The sequence below is a fragment of the Parabacteroides goldsteinii genome (genome assembly GCF_020091425.1).
GTDB classification, from domain to species: Bacteria; Bacteroidota; Bacteroidia; order Bacteroidales; family Tannerellaceae; genus Parabacteroides; species Parabacteroides goldsteinii.
In genome coordinates this window covers 2,252,648-2,270,691 of record NZ_CP081906.1, presented here as the reverse complement: position 1 = coordinate 2,270,691, position 18,044 = coordinate 2,252,648, and the positions used below count along the sequence as shown (strand labels likewise).

The following is an 18,044-nucleotide window of genomic DNA, read 5'->3' as shown; positions in this document are numbered from 1 at the left end:
TCTTATAATATCCGAATAAATGAAATGTTTTCTATTTGTTTTGGCTGCGGGCTTTTTGCTGGGCGGCTCATCCTTATACGCTCAACACTCGATGGGGGTGACGGGGTTATTGAATATTCCGACGGCAGATATGCAGGTAGACGGAACGTTTATGGTGGGGGCGAATTATCTGCCGGAGCAGATGCTTCCTGATTTCTGGGATTATAATTCCGGGAATTATTTCCTGAATGTGACTTTTCTGCCTTGCCTGGAGGTCGGTTATCGCTGTACGTTGATGAAACTTAAAACGGGTAAATGGAATCAGGACCGTTCGGTGTCGCTCAGGATACGTCCGTTGAAAGAAGGACGATATTGGCCGTCGGTGGTCGTGGGGAGTAGTGACGCACTGACGACCGGGCAACTGAATACGTTTAGCGGGGAGACCGGCAATCGTTATTTCTCGTCGGTGTATGGGGGAGCGACAAAGCATTTTCAGTCTGGCGGTCATGACCTGGCGTTTACATTCGGATGGAATATCCCGTTCCGTAAGCATGCTGTTCGTGACGGAGTCTTTGGAGGGATGAGTTATTCGCCCGCCTTCTGCCGTCCGCTTTCGTTGATGGCGGAGTACGACGGCAATGCGGTGAATATGGGCGGTAGCGTGCGTCTTTTCAATCATTTTACGGTACACCTGTTTTGTTACGACCTGAAAGCGGTGTCGGGCGGGATACGGTATGAACTGGTATTGCTCAAAAAGAAAGGAGGCCGTCAATGAGAGGGAATCGTTTGGGAATGGTTTGCCTGATGACCTGGGGAATGGTTACAGGGTTGCTGGGGCAACAACCGGCGGGAAGGCAGGTTGTAGAAGCGGCTGAACAAACTTTGCTTTCGCTCGGCATGGAAGAGATACGGGTGGCACAGACCGATTCGGTTTGTACGATAGCCTATGAAGATAATATATACCGGGGGACGTATCGCGGATTGGCGGCTGTGATTGAAGCCTTGCGCAGCCTGCCGGAGACGGAACAGGCAGCAGCGTATGAGCTGGTGGTGTTGGACGACCGTATACCGCGATTGCTGTTGACATTGCCCCGGCAGACGGCGGCATTGGAGGTGAGCTATGATACGGACGAGGCGATGCGCCGCTTGAAAGGGAAGGAGAGCCGGAACCGGATGGCGGGACGGATAGATGTGGTGTTGTATCCGGAGCTGTTCTTACAGAATTCATGGCTCGATAAATTATATGGGGTAGCGGTCAATTTTTCTCCGGCTATCCAGATGGACCTTTGGAAAGGGGCGGTGCTGACAGGGCAGGTCGTGTTGCCGGTTTATACGAATATGACTGATTTCCGCAAATATATACGTCCGGGAGTGATTACGCTGCGGCAGGAATTTCGTCTGCCGGGTGGTGTGTTGGGACGGCTTACGGCCGGAAACTTTACGGGGAACCGGATGGGAGTGGATGCCGCCCTCCGTTATCAACCGGCCCGGGGACGGTGGTTGGTGGGTGCGAATGTCGGACTGACCGGGTCGAGTACCTGCTATGGCGGGGAATGGGTGGTGTCGACCTGGAGAAGGGTGTCGGGTTCCGTCTGGGGACGGTATAACGAACCGCATTATGGTTTGCAGATAGACCTGGCGGCCGTGCGGCTGGTGTATGGCGATATGGGAGTTCGGCTGGATTGCCGTCGTCATTTCGGTGAGGTGACGGTCGGGGTATATGGCCTGTTTACCGATGGTGAGATGAATGGTGGTTTCCATTTTGCTCTCCCGATTCCGGGAACGAAGCGGGGGAAACGCAGAGCCGTCCGTTTCCGGTTACCTGAATATTTTGCCCATGAATACAGGGCCCGTCATGGCGGTTCGTATGGCGACGAGTTGTTAGGTTACAGCTACGAAGTCCGCCCCGATGAAAACGGCAGCCGGGGATATGATGCTCCGGATTTTATAAAGAAGGAGATTCTGAGAATTGTTACAAAATAATTTCCTGTATAGAAATAATCGGATAGTTCAAACCTGATAAGAATTGAAATAACAGCTTTTCTATAAACATATTATCAACAAATAATAAATATTAATTAATTCATTTTTAGTATGAAAACAACTAATTTCTGGTCGTTGAGCCTGTTGGCTGCAACGTTGATGGTGGGGGGATTGTCCTTCAACTCATGTAAAAAAGATGAAGTGGAACCGGTTCCCGAAGTAGTAGAAAACCCATTGGAAAAAGAAGCCTATTTTATAACCGGTAAGGTAACGGACGGAACGAATGCGTTGGCGGATGTTTCCGTATCTGCCGGAAAGGTGTCGGCAAAAACGGATGCTTCAGGTGCTTACCAAATCGAGGTGGATAAGAAAGGTTCTTTTGAACTGAGCTTTGCCAAAGACGGATACATCACGATTAAAAATGAAGTGACAGTGGATAGCAAAGCAGAAAAAGGTGCCACCGTATTTTACTCGCAGATACTGACTAAGCAGGCTGAATCAGTCAAAGTAACTCCGGAGAAAGACGCTTTGCTGGTTATTACGCAAAATACCGAAGCGTTTGTTCCTGCCGGCGCAGTGGAAAAAGAAACGGATATAGCAATCACGTCATTTGTTCCGGCTGCTGATAAAAAGCTGAAAGAGGTGGCCGATAAGGCGGTGTCGACTTCTACTCCGCAAACAACATCTTCTGCATTGGCGTTATCTAGCTTTGATTGCCAACCGGACGGTGTCAAGTTTGAAAAGCCATTGGAAATAAGGGTAAAGGCGCTGGAAGCCGATAATGATGTTTATTTCACGGAAGTGAAACATTATGTGAACGGAACGGATAATGCAGAAGTTATTTATGATGATTCGGATAAATCTTATGTCCTGCAGTTGGATGGCTTTTCTGTACACGAGTTGAGAGTGGTTACAGATTTGTCGGCCGAACCGAATAGTGAAACCCTCTTGTCTGAAGAAGTGGACAACCTTGGAAAAACAACGGCTGTGTCGAAAGACTTTTCCGTTAAGGCGAAAGAAGGTTGGAAAGTCGTATCTAAAAGTAAAGGAGTGACGGGTGATGTTGAAGCAATGCTGATGGCTGCTTTAAGGAATGTTTTGGCTAGTGAAGGTGTTTCCGAAATCGCAATGTCAAAGAGTATGGCGGTAAGTGGCGACATGAAGATGACTGTCACTTATAAGCAGGCGGTAATAAGATATACGATTCGTGTTAAGACTAACCGTGGCGTGGAAAGCATTGTTGTCGAACAGTATGGAGCGGTATCGCAGAACATCGAGAAAGAGCAGGGAAACATGAAGCCTGAGCATAATTAATATTGTAAGTAACTATGTTTAAGAAGTATGTGGCCTATCTGGTCGTGTGTATGGCGGTATTTTTTACCGCCTGCACATCGACTAAAAAAATTATCTATTTGCAGGATGTCGTTCCGTTGAAACAACAGGAGATCGAACAAAAGTATGAGGTGATTATCCATGGTGACGACTTGCTGGCTATTATGGTGAACAGTCGCGACCCGGAACTGGCATTGCCTTTCAATATGCCGATGGTAAGTTATCAGTTGGGTTCTAACACTGGCGGACAGCAACGTGTTTTAGGGTATCTGGTGGATACGAACGGAAACATCGACTTTCCCATCCTGGGAGAAATCCATGTGGAAGGTCTGACTCGTATGCAGTTGACCGAACTGATCAAAAACAAGCTGATCGAAGGCGATTTGATTAAGGATCCGATTGTGACGGTACAGTTCCTGAACTTCAAGATTTCCGTGATGGGCGAAGTCGGACGTCCGGGTAGCTTTACTATCTCCGGCGACCGTATCACATTGTTGGAGGCTTTGAGTATGGCAGGCGACCTGACAATCTACGGACGTCGTGACCGGGTAGGGGTGATTCGCGAAAATAACGGAAAACGTACAATCCTGTTCCATGACTTGCGTTCGGCGGATATTTTTAATTCTCCTTGTTACTACCTGCAACAGAACGATATTGTCTATGTGGAACCGAATAAAGCGAAATCGGGTCAGAGCAGCATCAACCAGAATAATTCGATCGGAGTCTGGGTTTCTGTTATCTCCTTGCTGACTACGATTGCGGTATTAATCTTTAAATAATCGGATTACAAATGAATTCTGAACAAGAAACAATCAACTTGCGAAGAGAAGAAAACGAACTGAACCTGAGTGACCTTTTCCATATTGTGTTGGCCAACTGGTATTGGTTCGTTTTGTCTGTCCTGGTTTGTGCCGGAGTAGCTGTTCTGTATCTGAAATGGGCTCCTAAAGTCTATACACGTACGGCATCGGTACTGATAAAAGACAATAGCAAGGGAGGAGGGCTCAGCGAGTCGGCAGCTTTCGAAGAGCTGAATATGTTCAATGTAAAAAGTAATGTGGACAACGAAGTGTTGGTCTTCAAGTCGAAGCGTCTGATGTCGGTAGTGGCTGAACGGTTGAATCTGGATATCAGCTATACGATAAAGGACGGGTTGCGGACGGAAGAGTTGTATACGCAATCGCCGATAGCCGTACGGTTCCCGGAAGCGGAGGCTTCGCAGTCTTTTTCCTTGGTAGCGACACCTTTGTCGGCCGGAGAGATTTTGTTGTCCGGTTTCTCGACGAATGAGGCTAAGAGCTTGAAAGTGGCATTGAACGATACGGTCTCTACTCCGGTGGGTAAACTGGTGGTGACCCCTACGTTGTATTATGCGGATAAATATTTCGGGAAGGCGGTAACTATAAGTAAGCGGAACAGGGAGGAGATCGCTTTGACTTATAGCAATTCCCTTCAGGTGGCGTTGGCCAGTAAGACGGCGACGATCATCAACCTGACGTTGCAGGACGTATCCATACCGCGTGCCGAAGATGTTCTGAATATGTTGATTGCCGTGTACAACGAAGACGCGATAAACGATAAGAACCAGGTAACGGTGAACACCTCTAACTTTATTAATGACCGTTTGATCATTATTGAAGAGGAGTTGGGTAGTGTGGATGCCGATATCGAAACGTATAAACGGGAAAACCAGCTGACGGACATCAGTTCGGAAACGGGAATGTACCTTCAGGAGAGTAGCCAGTATAGCAAAGAAGGACTTGGACTGGAGAATCAGGTGACTTTGGCGAAATATATACGCGATTACCTGACAGACCCTCATAAGAGTTCGGACCTGATACCTGCCAACACCGGGATTGCCGATGTGAATATAGAAGGGCAAATCAGCGAATACAACAACTTGTTGCTAAAACGTGATAAACTGATAGGTAATAGCAGTAACAAGAATCCGGTGGTGATGGACCTGAATAATTCGCTTAGTGCGATGAAGCAGACGATTATCCGGGCTATCGACAACCTGATTGTCGGTCTGAATATCAAGATAAAGAATATCAGAGAACGGGAAGCCCAGACCAGCCGCCGTATTTCGGCTGTGCCGACACAACAGAAATATGTGTTGTCTGTCGAACGTCAGCAGAAGATCAAGGAAGAGTTGTATCTCTACTTGTTGAATAAGCGGGAAGAGAATGCTTTGTCGCAGGCGATTACCGAAAGTAATGCCCGTGTGATCGATGCGGCGCAGGGAAGCCGGAGTCCGGTGGCACCGAAATCGATGATGATCTTATTGGCAGCAGTAGTGTTGGGATTGGCTATTCCGGCAGGTATCATCTGGTTGCAGATGGTCATGAATACGACTGTGCGTACACGTAAGGATGTGGAAGATGCCGTATCGATCCCGTTCCTGGGAGAGATTCCTTTGCGTGACAAGAAGAATAAAGATGAAATAGTCGTGCGTGAAAATGGGCGCGACAGTATTTCGGAGGCGTTCCGTATTGTCCGTACGAATATGGATTTCATGCGTGTGAAAGCGAAGGATATGAAAGTGGTGATGTTTACTTCTTTCAATCCGAATGCAGGAAAGACATTTGTATCGATGAATCTGGCCATGAGTTTTGCCCTGACCCGAAAAAAAGTGATACTGGTCGATCTCGATATTCGTAAGGGTACCCTTAGCGGCCATGTTAGTGGAACCACTAACATGGGAATAACAAACTATTTATCCGGAAAAGTGGATGACATCAACTCTATCATAAAAAAAGAGGAACTTGCCACAAACCTGGATATTATCCATACCGGCCCTGTGCCTCCCAATCCTTCCGAGCTTTTATTGAGCGACCGTTTGGAAGCTTTGATCGAGGAGTTGAAGAAACGGTATGATTATATCATTCTGGATAATGTGCCTGCCGGTTTGGTGGCCGATGCAGCGATTGTAAACCGTGTAGCCGACCTGACCATTTATATCCTGCGTGCCGGGTTGATGGACCGCCGGCAGTTACCTGAACTGGAAAAGCTATACAGGCAGGGTAAATTCAGGAATATGAGTCTGGTGCTGAATGGTGTCCGCTATAATCGTTCGGGTTATGGTTACGGTTATGGCTATGGATACGGTTACGGCTATGGTTATGGCTACGGGAACGAAAAGAAAAAATAAAAACTATTTTCCAATATGCTGACCTGGTTTAGCTCAAAGAAAAACATAATCCGTACCACATTGCTTGAAGGAATGACAGATGTGCATGCGCATCTGCTTCCTAATGTGGACGGTGGATCGGAGTCGTTGATGGACTCGATCGCTGCATTAGAGAGAATGAAGGAAGTCGGTGTGAAACGGATATTTCTGACTCCCCATATTATGGCGGAGTTTCCTAATAATACACCGGAACTCCTGTGTGCAAAGTATGCTATTTTGAAGGAATGTTGTCCTCCGGAAATAGAGTTACACCTGGCTGCCGAGTATATGCTGGACGATGGTTTTGAGGCATATATGAAGGGAATGTTATTTACACTTCCCGGCAGGCAGGTCTTGGTTGAGACTTCCTGTTTGTCGGCTCACGACAAATTTCTGACAATCCTGTTCGACCTGGCATTGGATGGTTATACGCCTGTTATCGCTCATCCGGAGCGATATGGGTATATGAAACAGGAGGACTATTCTTATTTGAAAAGTAAAGGGTATAGATTTCAACTGAACCTGTTTTCTTTAGCCGGCTTACAGGGTAAACAGGTCCGGCAGGTAGCGGAGCATTTGCTCCGTGAAGGGTATTATGATTATGTCGGTACCGATTTTCATAAACTAAGTGAGTATGAGAAAGGGTTGAGGACTTTACGCTTGTCTGGGGAACAGGTCCGGTTGGTACGCAAATTATTAGATAACAATGAAATGCTTTTGAAATAACAGATTAAACATAACAAACAATTAAAAATCGTAAAAGATATGATGAACAAAAGAGAGTTGATATACTCCATTGCAGAACAGACAGGGTACACGCAAAGTGCTGTACGAAAGGTATTGAATACATTTATCGATACTGTATTTAATGAAGTAAAATCAGAGAACAAGGTGAGGATAGGAGGGCTTGGAGTTTTTTCTCCCGTGCTCCAGAAGTCCCGCCCTGTTCGTAATCCGCAAACAATGGAACCAATTATGCTTGCTCCGAGAACAACCATAAAATTCCGGACAGCAGACGATTTGGTCCGTAAACTGAATAATCAGGAAAAATAGCGGTATAGGTTTTATTCGTGTTCAATATTTAACTCTGTATTTCCCAGTTTCAACTAAAAATAATACCGGGAAATACGGAGTTTTTTATGAAATATTCATAAGGTTATAAAGCAATGACTAAAAAAAACGATCCTTTATTCTAGTCATTATTTTTTTGTGAAAATGTAAAATGTGGAGAATATATGGTGTTAATTATTTACGATGATATTTGTTATGCAAGAAAAAAGAAATTATAAAGTTGCTTTTTGTAACATTATGAATTATTGCAATAAAGGTATTTTATTGTTTTATAAGCCTAAGTGCCTTTTGTTTATTGTTTTGATTATTAGTGTATTGCAAAAAATGAATTGTCAGAATATAGCAGTGAAAAGTAATGTTCTCTATGATTTGACGTCATCTTTGAATATCGGTGGGGAGATAAAATGTAATGATACCTATTCTATCAGTTCGATTATAAGTTATAATCCGTGGACTTTTGCTGATAACAGAAAGATGAAGCATCTTCTTATACAGCCGGAGCTCAGGAAATGGTTTGGCGATGTTTTTCAGGGAAGTTTTGTCGGTATACAGGCTCATTATGCTCGTTTTAATGTCGGAGGGATATTGTCCGATTATCGTTTTCAAGGAAATCTGGTTGGTGGCGGGGTTTCCTACGGATATCAATGGATGATAAGTCCGTTGTGGAATCTGGAGGCCAGTATTGCGTTTGGATATGCTTATTTGAGTTATGATAAGTACGGGCGGAAGGAGGGGGCATCTCTGATAGAAAAAGCGCATACTAATTATGTTGGTCCGACTCAGTTAGGTTTCTCTTTAGTCTACTTTATACAATAAAAAAACGATAAATATGAAAATCAATTTGCTCGTGTTATTGGGCTTATTTTTTATTAGCAACTCCTTATCAGCAAAAAATATCGATGTGGAGATAAAATCGCAATCCTGTTTTGTGGAAGGGGATTCGTTAATGGTGTCGATAAAGTACATGGTCAATGCACATGATTTTGCATCGAATGAAGTCCTGACGCTTATTCCGGTTATTAAAGAAAACAGGCAGGAAAAAGAGTTGCCTCCCGTTTTATTAAATGGTAAAAAAAGACATCGTACTTATGAACGGAACCGGGTTTTAAATAAGAGAAAAGGAATTAAAGGAGATGACTTTTTTCTTGTAAAGGAACTGTCGGAAAAAGAGCCTTGTGAAATTGTCTATACTACTTCTGTTATTGCGGAGAACTGGATGCGTAAACCTGAGTTGTTTTTGAAAATGAACCGGTTGACTCATTCTGGGGAGATTGTTAGGGAAGAGGTTCGTTTGACGAAATCCGGTTTGTCTCCGGATAGCGGGAAACCGCTTGTTGTGGAGGAAGCCGTATCTTCGTCGACAGTGTCCGGCCTGTCAGGATTAAAGGCATCTTATATTTCTCCAGAGAGCGATGCAACGGATATACGTAATCAGAAAGAGCTGAATTTTAATCTGGAGGAAGCCCGTGTAGTGGCTGAAATGAACCCTCAGATGCTCTCTTTGCGTGAGCTGTATATGGTTGCATTAAGCTATAAAAATGAACGGGAACAGTTTTATAAGATGATCGAAACAAGCGTCAGGATTTATCCGGCTCATCCGGTAGCCAACCAGAATGCGGCAGCGGCAGCCATCGAACAGGGAAACTGGCAGGCTGCCGGACAATATCTGCAAATGGCACCCCATGAAACGTTGGCCTATAAGAACTGTAAGGGGGTATATGAGTTAATGACCGGAAATTTGTATGAGGGTATCCGTTTGCTGAAGTCTGCAAAAGCGGAAGGCTCGGAAGAGGCCGGCATGAATCTGACATTATTTTTTGAGAATAATAAACGTCATTGAGTTAGTCTGGAATATTATTTACTAAATACTTTTATCGTATGAAAAACAAACTTTTTGTAAAATCAGTATGGCTGTTATGCCTGGCTTTGGGGCTGGCCGGATGTATTAATGATGCAGATGTTTTGCCGGAAGATAATTCCGGTTTTGTGGATGGAGGAGAAGGAAATGTTCGTTTTGCTTTTGTTGTGCCCAACAGTTCTTCAACTAAAGCCGGAGATGCCGAAACTTCGGGTATTTATGAAACCGGAAATGCGAACGAATATAATGTGAAGTCGCTTAATGTCTACCTGTTTAATTCAGATACGAAGGCTTTATATAAAAAGATTCGGCTGGAAAATATAACACGTACGGCCGGTCCGCAATTACCGGAAAATAGCTCGTCCGGAAATCAAAACGAGCATGTGGTGAAATATACGGCCAACCGGGTGTTGATAGACCCGGGTACGTATGATATCTTTACGATTGCCAATGGAGATGTTACGGGTTCTTTCAGTACGGAAAATGAGTTTATAAACTTGGTGGATAGGTCTACTTATAAGGATGGTTTCGGAGTCTTGACCGAAGACGGCACATTGCAGATGACAAACCGTGCCGATAACAGCGGTTTGTATGATGGTACGACCGATTCAAATCTGAAAGTGACAGTTCGTGAGATTTTACCGTCGGAGGAACCGGATATCGTGACTATCAATCTGGAACGTGTGATGGCTAAAGTTCTGGTCGGGCAGTCGAAAGAGGATTACAGCCTGGTTGACGGAAATGGAAAAGAGTATGTTTCTATCAGTCTGACCGGATTCCAGTATATCAATTTGAGCCGATGGTTCTATACGTTTCGTCATACGGCGGTGCTGACAGCAAATAATGCTCCTTCTTCCTATACTATTGCTAATGGAAATTTCGGAGAGATAAATGCGAATAACGGTTATGTGATCGACCCTTATTTCTTTTCGAAAACGGTAAACGGGGCGAAAGGGTTTGATAATCCGGATAGTTATTATGCTTATCCATTGACCTCTGTGGCTGAAAGCTGGCAGTCGGTTCCGGTTGATGCGTTCCACGGTTTTTATTGTCTGGAGAATTGCATGTTTAAAACGGCACAGTTGAATGCTTATTCGACCGGGGTACGGTTTAAGGCAAGCTTTGTTCCCGGTACGCTTTGGGGAGAGGGTAAAGAAGCAACTAGTGCAAGGCCTGATGTTATTTATTATGCGAACTATAAATTTTATAACAGTATTAAAGCGATGAAAGATGCCGGACTTAAACTGGATGGCATTACGGAAGATTCGACTGATGAAGAGCTGGCAAAGTTCTTTGTGAAACGTTATCGGAAAGATCCGGAAGGTAACAATTATTATTGCTATTATAATTATTGGATCAGGCACCTGGATAATAACAAGGAAAACGAGATGGGAGTTATGGAGTTTGCGATAGTACGAAATAATATTTACCGTTTGCTGGTGACGAATATTTCCGGACTTGGTTCCGGAACACCGGAGATCGATCCGGAAAAACCTGATGAATACGAAGCTTATCTGAAAATGGATTTTAATGTTTTACCCTGGATCGTCCGGAATCAGGGTGGGGACGGAGGCGCAACCCTTAAATAAGTATATTTCGTTTTTCGGGAGAACGATTTGTTTCCCGTCAAAACAAACCGAAAAGTCCCGGATATCCGGGACTTTTTTTGTATGAGTTTTTGTGTAATTATCAGAACCACTTGATCTTTCTGAAAATAAAGAATGCCAGAGCGGATAAGGTGATCGATAAAAGTACGATCGCAATAAGTCCGTGGGGAGCGTCTTCAATATAATTGACCACATTCATTCCGTAGAAGCTGGCAATCAGCGTTGGTACCATCAGAATAATAGAGATGGAGGTCATGCGCTTCATGATGGTATTCACGTTGTTGGAGATGATGGAGGCAAAAGCATCCATCGTTCCGGTAAGGATATCGCTGTAAATGTTCACCGTGAGGTGTGCCTGTTTTAACTCTGTTTCGACATCTTCCAGCAGTTCCGCATCCATATACATCGGTTCCTGGAAAATGCTTTGCAGTTTCGAGAGCATCACTTCGTTTCCACGGATAGAAGTGTTGAAGTAAACCATACTTTTCTCCAGTTTCATCAACCGCAGGAGGTCTTCGTTACGGATACTCTTTTCCAGGGCTTTTTCGGCACGTGCCACTTCGTTGTTAATCTGTTTCAGATATTTCAGGAACCAGACGGCTGATGAGTGGATCAGGCGCAGGATCAGGTCGTATTTATGACGTACGACAAGTTCTTTACGCCGGCTGTAACGGATGAAATCAGGTAATAATTCGGTTTTGTGATAACATACCGAGATAATAATCTCATTGTTGGTGATGATGCCGATCGGAACGGTGGTGAAGGGAATACCGCTTTCCTTGCTTTGTACCGGGATACGCAGGATAGTCAGTAGCCAGTTTCCTTCGTATTCGATACGCGGACGTTCGTCGGTATCGGCGATATCGCTCAGGAATGATTCGGGTACGTGAAATTGATTTAAAAGGTATTGGATGTCTTCGGGTGTAGGGCATTCTACATTTACCCAGCTGTTAGGAAGCCACTGGTCTTTCTCCACAAAACCGGCTTCACAATAAAGAAATGTTTTCATTATTGCCTCCTTTCGTTGTTAACACGAACAGAGGTAATAAGAAACCCCCGTCCGCTAATTTTTACTTGTTAATGTTTCTCGCGGAATACTGTCGTCCATAATTAGTTAATTACTTTTTACGGCTGCAAAGGTAAAAAAAAGGAATGAAAACCAAATAAAAATCGTATTTTTGGTGTCCGAAAATTACAAAAGAGAATGGCAGAAGGAACTAAAAATACCGGGAGAGGAAACTCCGGAAGGGGAAAGCAAAAGCCTGTGGTCGTGCCCGATATGGGGCGTCTACAGCCACAGGCACGCGAGTTGGAAGAGGCCGTTTTAGGTGCCTTGATGCTTGAGAAGGATGCTTATTCGATTATTAGTGAGATATTGAAGCCGGAATGCTTCTATGAAAAGTCGCACGAGATGATCTATGCAGCTATTGTGGATCTGGCAGCCAGTCAGCGTCCGGTCGATATGCTGACCGTGACGGAGCAGTTGAGGAAACGCGGCGAATTGGATCAGGTGGGTGGACCGTTTTATATTTCGCAGCTCACCAGTAAAGTTGCCAGTAGTGCACATATCGAATATCATGCCCGTATCATCGCCCAGAAATATCTGGCAAGAGAGTTAATCTCTTTTACGGCCATGATACAGGGGAAAGCGTTTGATGAGACGATCGACGTGGAAGACCTGATGCAGGAGGCCGAAGGTAAATTGTTTGAGATTTCGCAACGGAATGTAAAGAAAGACGTGACCCAGATCAATCCGGTTATCAAGGATGCGATGGATATGTTGCAGAAAGCGGCAAACCAGAAAGAAGGTCTGAGCGGTACGCGTACCGGTTTCGATGCGTTGGATAAGATCACTTCGGGGTGGCAAAATTCTGACTTGATCATTATCGCTGCCCGTCCTGCGATGGGTAAGACGGCGTTTGTACTTTCGATGGCGAAGAATATGGCGGTGAACCATAATGTGCCGGTTGCCTTGTTCTCGCTTGAAATGAGTAACGTTCAGTTGGTAAACCGTCTGATCGTGAATGTATGTGAGATACCGGGTGAGAAGATTAAAAGCGGACGCCTGGAAAGCTATGAGTGGGAACAGCTTGACTTCAAGATTAAGGAGTTGTATGATGCTCCGATTTATGTGGATGATACGCCGAGTCTTTCGGTGTTCGAGTTGCGTACCAAGGCACGCCGTCTGGTGCGTGAACACGGGGTAAGATGTATTATCATCGACTACCTTCAGTTGATGAATGCAAGTGGTATGAGTTTCGGTAGCCGTGAGCAGGAGGTAAGTACCATCTCCCGTTCGTTGAAAGGGTTGGCGAAGGAACTGAATATCCCGATTATCGCACTTTCGCAGTTGAACCGTGGTGTGGAAAGCCGTCAGGGAGCTGAAGGAAAACGTCCGCAGTTGGCCGACCTTCGTGAATCCGGAGCGATCGAGCAGGATGCGGATATGGTTTGCTTTATCCATCGTCCCGAATATTATAAGATTACGGAAGATGAACGCGGTAACTCGCTGGTCGGATTGGCGGAGATCATCATAGCCAAGCATCGTAACGGTGCGACGGGGGATGTGCGTCTGCGATTTAAGGGCGATTATGCGAAGTTCATGAATATTGATGAAGATGTGGCTGTCCGTGAGTTTTCATCGAATATGAACAGTGATGATTCGTTACCTCCGATACCGCCTGCCGGTGCAGATTTCCTGAACCAGGGCAGTAGTAACGAGGTCCCGTTCTAAATTAAAGCAAATATAATGATATGCGGCCTGTTCCCGGATTTGAGGGGGCAGGCCGTATTATTTTAGTAAAAAAGCAAAAACAGAACATATTATGAAAAAAATCCGGATTGTGTAGTATGATTGAAAGTCCGAACTTTGTGACCGGTATAATAAATGAATTTTTCGCAGTTAATAATTAGTAGAGAATGAATAAAACACAAATCGTTAGAATGCTGGCAGAAAGGCTGGATATAACTTTGGTAGATAGTCGTATTTATCTGAATACGTTGTTGGATATTGTAGTTGAAGGGGTAATAACTGATGAAAAAGTGGCAATTCACGAGTTTGGTAAGATATTTATTTTACCTCAATCGCGGAGACAGGTCCGGAATCCGAGAACGGGAGAGAAAGTGATGCTTAATCCCCGTAAAACAATCCGTTTAAAACCGTGTGAGGCTCTTATTGAGAAGATCAATAAGCAATGAAAATGAACGGAGTTCATACAGAACTCCATATTTTTCGGATTCAAAGGTATAAAATAATCTGATATGAACTAATTCTAGGCTTTATTTTATAACGTGACCCTTGTTTTACCCTTTTTCTTTCTCTTTTGTGGCTTTACAGGCCTGTTATTTATCCGGTATCTTTACAGGAAAAAATAATTCCAACCGATAGGGGCTATTCTTCCTCTATTCTTTTATCATCTTCCATTCTTCCTTAATAGGGGACCTTAAATTTCTGTTGTTTTTCAACAGAAATTTATTGTCTATCTCTCTGAACCATAGTTCTGTATGGACTATGTATATATTGTTCTATAAAGTGTAAATCGTTGTCTGTCAGTAGTTACATGTAATTTATGTTCTACAATCGGACTCGTATGATTGGTTACTTTGAGGCAATAATCAGCAGTAAATCCATAAAAAAGATACCGAACTTCTACTGAATAGGGGAAGATATGTTAAATATCAATGATATCAGTAAATGAAAAATAGTAAATCTTGATACATATGGAAATGGTTAATCAATTTCGAACACTAATCGCTGGTCTGTTTAATAATAAACAGGAAAAAGAGGAAAGACAAGGAGACGGAGAAGTTGTGAAGCTCAAGCAAGAGAACGAAGAGTTGAAGCGGACCGTCGATACGCTGACCATCAAGAACCGTGAGATACAACAACTCATGGTACAGAAGATCAGGGAGACGGACGATTGGGGCCATGAGCATGAAGCCAAATACAAAGAAGCCATCCGGAGAACGGAGGAATTGGAAAAACTCCATAACTCTTTCTTCGTTGAAGCGGTACATGAGATGCGTACGCCTCTCTCCCTGATATTGGGATACTTGGGACAGTTAGTGCAGAATCGTGAACTCGATGGTTTGGTCTCCACACAGGTTCTTTCGGCCTATCGCAATACACTTGCTTTGCAGGATATGATGTATCAGTTGCAAGATATTCGCCACGGTGATGATGTCGCTAACCATATGCGAATAGCCCGCTATGATCTGGTGGATATAACGAAGCAGATATGCGACCTGTTTGTTGACTGGATTGCCATGAACAATATTGATTTTAAAATCAATACGCAGACACCTGTTTTATGGGTGTGGGTAGACCGCCGGAAGATGGAATATGCTTTGCGTACTATGTTATCCAATTCTTTGAAGAATACATTTATGTACGGGAAGATTACGGTTGACATAGCAGTAGTCAAAGTCGACGGCAAGTCCTGTTGTTCCCTGAGTGTGCAGGATGACGGTCTTGATGCGCAGGACAGCGCCCGTATCGGTTTGAAGCAGATCGCAGATATGGCAGAATCGGTACATGCAAAATTTATTCAGGAGACGATGGAAGGACAGAGCGGGACTCGTTGCATGATCCTTATTCCGTTGGGAAAACGGTCTTTGATGGAATTGCCAGTCGAATTTGTGGAACCTGACAGTGACCTGGTAAATCTTAACGAACTTCAAAAGGAAGAGATTGCCGGATTCGTTCAGCTTATCCCCAAGAAGAAAGAGACCGGAAAGAAAATCCTGATTATTGACGACAGCGACCAGATCCGTTGGTTCCTGAAACTGGCTTTAGGAAAGGAATACCAGATATTCGAGGCTCGTAACGGTGAGGAAGGTGTTATAATGGCAAAAAAAGAACATCCGGACGGTATTTTGTGTGATGTTATGATGCCTGTAAAGGACGGATTCACTACCTGCCGGGAAATAAAGACGAATCCGGCAACCAGTCAGACGGTTGTTATCATGTTGACAGCCAAAGTAGAGAATGAAGATGTGATAGCTGGTATTGAAGCAGGGGCAGACGATTATATCACTAAGCCTTTCGACCTTGAAGTATTGCGTAGTAAATTGATCAGTCAGCTTAAACGCCGTGAGCAAATGAGGGCGTTCTATACCCAGTCGGCAACGGATACGGAAGATGCGGTTGTTGCAGTACCTGCCCCGTTAAATGAGATTGAAGCGGCAGGAAATGTTTTTATGAATAAAATAGTAAAGATTATCGAGGAGCATTTGGATGATCCTTGTTTTGATGCAAAATTTTTGGCAGATGAAATGAGTATGAGTATTCCGACGCTTTATCGTAGAGTAAAAGCGTTTTCAAATTGCAGCATCCTGGAACTGACGCGGAGTGTCCGTATCAAACACGCAGCTGAATTAATTTTACAGCAGCGATATTCTATTATAGAGGTCTGTGAAATGGTCGGATTCAACGATATGGCGACATTCCGCAAGCGTTTTACCGAACAATATGGGGTCAATCCATCTCAATATGGTCAACCGGTAAAGGCATAAGCGTGGTATTCATTAAAACAAATGTAAACAAACAGAGGAATTTTTATCATTTAAAAATAACCTCACATGAGTGATAAATATACCGACAAGTCCTAAAAACAAAGCTTTCTACATTTGCACTGTCAACAAGAGACAATGATACAGAAAACTTAATTATTTGGATAGTCAAAAGAGAAATCTGAGAATAATTAAGTATAGGGTAGTAAAATGATTTATCACTTTTAAAATATATAAAGTTATGAAATTTCAAAATTTAATTTACGCAACGATGGTTGCTTGCGCTTTCAGCGCTTGTTCAAATGATGACGATCCTAATATTCCGGATCCGGCACAGGAGTTGGATGCTACTGTAACGGTAGCGTTTAATTCGATCGGCTCTAATGGCTCTTCTTTGAAAAGCCAGACAAAATCTTCTACTAATGGGGAAGTCGGTAAAATTGGTATTGCTGTTTTTAATGATGGAGCAATGGAAAATATGGCTTCGGGTGCTTTGATCAATTACAAAGAAAGAGATGCGGATTCTGGTGTTGATACAACTGCTTGTATTGATGCAAAAGCAGGAGCTGTTAATGTTTTGGTTGTTGTGAATCCCCCAGCAAAAGTGTTCGAAGGAAAGACAAACATCGATGACTTTAAAAAGGCAATATCGAAAGCCGAATTAAGTTCTGCTCAACCTTTGATGGCTAGTGCTGTTAAAGGTTATAATTTGGTGAAAGGTAGAAATATCATTTCGTTAACTGATGAAGGATTTGCTGCTTATGATAAGCAATTTGAAGAAAACATCAAAGTATTCCGAAATGTCGCTAACATTGATTTGGAAAGTATCACGTTAAAACCACGTGCGGATTTTGCTACGGATGCCAAGTTAGTAGTAAGCAAAGCTTTTATTATGCATTATCGTAATGATGTAAAAGTTTTTGGTGCTGCTACTGCATGGTGTCCTGTTGTAAATGATACGGAAAGTGATGATAATATTGTTCCTAATTTAACAGGTGCTGAAGGCATTTATACTCACTCTTTCTCTCAGAATTTTACAGGAACAAATGAAGTAAAAGTTAGTGCAGAAAATGGAGAGTTCTTTGTATATGATAATAGCTCTAGTTCTCGAATAGCTAATGTTAAGAATGCAACAGCTTTAGTTATTCAAGGAACTTATACTTATACAGCTAATAACGGTCAAACTGTAACATCAAAAGACGCTTACTGGACTGTATACATTAATAATAATGAAACAGCAAGTGAGGTTAAAAATGATAGTGGCTATACAAATTTAGCGCATTTCGGTGTCCTACGTAATGTGAAATATGCAATTAACGCAACTATTACAGGTCCTGGTAGTGATAATCCGGAAACTCCGACTGAAGCTGCATCAATAACATCAAATATTGAAATTGTACCTTGGGGCACGGTCACTCTTGATCCTAGCATCGACTAACAATCAATTATACTAGTTTATTAAGTTTAAATTTCCTTATTCGAAATTCTAACGAACCAATCCGGGGTAATTCCCGGGTTGGTTTCACTCTCAAAA

At 43.4% G+C, this 18,044-nt stretch carries 15 protein-coding genes; 14 read left to right on the top strand and 1 reads right to left on the bottom strand.

Annotated elements, in window-relative coordinates:
* The first annotated feature begins 19 nt into the window (after positions 1-19).
* The 10 genes from K6V26_RS10555 to K6V26_RS10510 all read left to right on the top strand — a co-directional run bounded on the left by K6V26_RS10555 (position 20) and on the right by K6V26_RS10510 (position 10,981).
* Complete coding sequence (locus tag K6V26_RS10555) at positions 20-754, top strand: YjbH domain-containing protein (RefSeq protein WP_186959619.1); 735 nt, start codon at positions 20-22, stop codon at positions 752-754.
* A complete protein-coding gene (locus tag K6V26_RS10550; protein WP_224265307.1) occupies positions 751-1,962 on the top strand; it encodes a YjbH domain-containing protein in 1,212 nt (403 codons plus the stop codon). Before K6V26_RS10555 ends, K6V26_RS10550 begins: the two co-directional genes overlap by 4 nt.
* A gap of 111 nt (positions 1,963-2,073) precedes the next feature.
* The gene (locus K6V26_RS10545) at positions 2,074-3,276 is read left to right on the top strand and encodes a carboxypeptidase-like regulatory domain-containing protein (RefSeq protein ID WP_224265306.1); all 1,203 of its coding nucleotides are present in this window, start codon (positions 2,074-2,076) and stop codon (positions 3,274-3,276) included.
* A gap of 14 nt (positions 3,277-3,290) precedes the next feature.
* Positions 3,291-4,073: a polysaccharide biosynthesis/export family protein gene (locus K6V26_RS10540; protein ID WP_007657036.1), complete on the top strand. Its 783-nt coding sequence runs from the start codon at positions 3,291-3,293 to the stop codon at positions 4,071-4,073.
* 11 nt (positions 4,074-4,084) lie between these two features.
* On the top strand, positions 4,085-6,445 hold the full coding sequence (locus K6V26_RS10535; RefSeq protein WP_224265305.1) for a GumC family protein: 2,361 nt from the start codon (positions 4,085-4,087) through the stop codon (positions 6,443-6,445).
* Positions 6,446-6,460: 15 nt separating this feature from the next.
* Positions 6,461-7,189, top strand: a complete 729-nt coding sequence (locus K6V26_RS10530; RefSeq protein ID WP_007657032.1) for a tyrosine-protein phosphatase — start codon at positions 6,461-6,463, stop codon at positions 7,187-7,189.
* A gap of 39 nt (positions 7,190-7,228) precedes the next feature.
* Positions 7,229-7,516, top strand: coding sequence for an HU family DNA-binding protein (locus K6V26_RS10525; RefSeq protein ID WP_007657030.1), 288 nt, complete (start codon positions 7,229-7,231; stop codon positions 7,514-7,516).
* Between the two features lie 255 nt (positions 7,517-7,771).
* Complete coding sequence (locus tag K6V26_RS10520) at positions 7,772-8,350, top strand: DUF3575 domain-containing protein (RefSeq protein ID WP_010802994.1); 579 nt, start codon at positions 7,772-7,774, stop codon at positions 8,348-8,350.
* A gap of 13 nt (positions 8,351-8,363) precedes the next feature.
* Positions 8,364-9,374 (top strand): DUF3868 domain-containing protein, encoded by a 1,011-nt coding sequence (locus tag K6V26_RS10515; protein WP_224265304.1) that lies wholly within the window; start codon positions 8,364-8,366, stop codon positions 9,372-9,374.
* A gap of 38 nt (positions 9,375-9,412) precedes the next feature.
* Positions 9,413-10,981: an Mfa1 family fimbria major subunit gene (locus K6V26_RS10510; RefSeq protein ID WP_224265303.1), complete on the top strand. Its 1,569-nt coding sequence runs from the start codon at positions 9,413-9,415 to the stop codon at positions 10,979-10,981.
* A 100-nt stretch (positions 10,982-11,081) separates the two neighbouring features.
* Here the strand turns inward: K6V26_RS10510 and K6V26_RS10505 are convergent, their stop codons facing one another.
* Positions 11,082-12,008, bottom strand: coding sequence for a magnesium transporter CorA family protein (locus K6V26_RS10505; protein WP_007657016.1), 927 nt, complete (start codon positions 12,006-12,008; stop codon positions 11,082-11,084).
* Positions 12,009-12,203: 195 nt separating this feature from the next.
* Between K6V26_RS10505 and dnaB the strand changes: the two genes are divergently transcribed.
* From dnaB to K6V26_RS10485, 4 genes are all read left to right on the top strand, one after another.
* Positions 12,204-13,733, top strand: a complete 1,530-nt coding sequence (gene dnaB, locus K6V26_RS10500; RefSeq protein WP_007657015.1) for a replicative DNA helicase — start codon at positions 12,204-12,206, stop codon at positions 13,731-13,733.
* A 185-nt stretch (positions 13,734-13,918) separates the two neighbouring features.
* Positions 13,919-14,197 (top strand): HU family DNA-binding protein, encoded by a 279-nt coding sequence (locus K6V26_RS10495; RefSeq protein ID WP_224265302.1) that lies wholly within the window; start codon positions 13,919-13,921, stop codon positions 14,195-14,197.
* Between the two features lie 522 nt (positions 14,198-14,719).
* Positions 14,720-16,513, top strand: coding sequence for a hybrid sensor histidine kinase/response regulator transcription factor (locus K6V26_RS10490; protein WP_224265301.1), 1,794 nt, complete (start codon positions 14,720-14,722; stop codon positions 16,511-16,513).
* Between the two features lie 238 nt (positions 16,514-16,751).
* Positions 16,752-17,948, top strand: coding sequence for a hypothetical protein (locus K6V26_RS10485; RefSeq protein WP_224265300.1), 1,197 nt, complete (start codon positions 16,752-16,754; stop codon positions 17,946-17,948).
* Positions 17,949-18,044: the final 96 nt, after the last annotated feature.